Origin of the sequence: Luedemannella helvata, from assembly GCF_039528415.1 — a bacterium.
Lineage (GTDB): Bacteria > Actinomycetota > Actinomycetes > Mycobacteriales > Micromonosporaceae > Luedemannella > Luedemannella helvata.
Map to the genome: position 1 here is coordinate 1 of NZ_BAAALS010000114.1, position 769 is coordinate 769.

General features: G+C 70.9%; 1 protein-coding gene. It reads right to left on the reverse strand.

Annotation, left to right across the window (positions count from 1 at the left end; translation table 11 throughout):
• Window positions 1–108: 108 nt before the first annotated feature.
• Window positions 109–769 (reverse strand): DNA-methyltransferase (locus ABD191_RS29005; protein ID WP_344089149.1); only part of this gene is annotated, 661 nt, incomplete at its 5' end.

Here is a 769-nt window from a genome sequence, read left to right on the forward strand (position 1 = left end):
GGTTTTCGGCGGCTGCGCAGTGGGGGCAGCGGATGGTGAGGGCGGGGTGTCGGGGCGGGCGGCCGGCACGGAGGGAGGCGGGCATCGGCGCGGAACGCGGGCGGCCGGTCATGACGCCTCCAGCACGAGGTTGGAGAGGCGGCGGGCTGCGGCCTCGCAGTACGCCTCGTTCGCTTCGATGCCGATGGCGCGGCGGCCGGACTGGCGGGCGGCATCCAGGGTGCTGCCGGAGCCCACGAACGGGTCAACGACGAGACCACCAGGCGGGCAGGCGTAGCGGATCAGCGGGTCGAGGATGCCGAGCGGCTTCTCGGTGGGGTGCTGGGCGCGGCCGTGCATGGACGGAACGGCGAGCACCGACCGCATTAGGCGCTGCCCGTCGTCGATGTACGTGGACTGGCCGACGTCGCCTGTGTGCGGGGTGCGGACGGCTCGCGCTATGACCTTGCCCTTGTTGCCGTGCTGTGCAGCGACCCGGGGAACGTCGTGGGCGATGGCGGTCCAGCTGCCGCGGTACCAGTGGGTGGCGATCTCGTGAACGCGCTTGAACCGGTCAGTCGCGAAGCCGGAACCGTTGTGCTTCTCCCAGACGATGTCCTGGCTGAGCTTCCAACCGTCGAAGTCGCCGCGCCGGTCGAGGAACATGCGCATCGACCCGAAGCACCACATCGACGAGGCGACGCTGGCGGCGAGGGCGGGCCAGCCGTCGGGCCACCGGTCCCAGGCGAGTGAGGTTTCCCCGTAGGGAGGATCTGTGCAGACGAGGTCG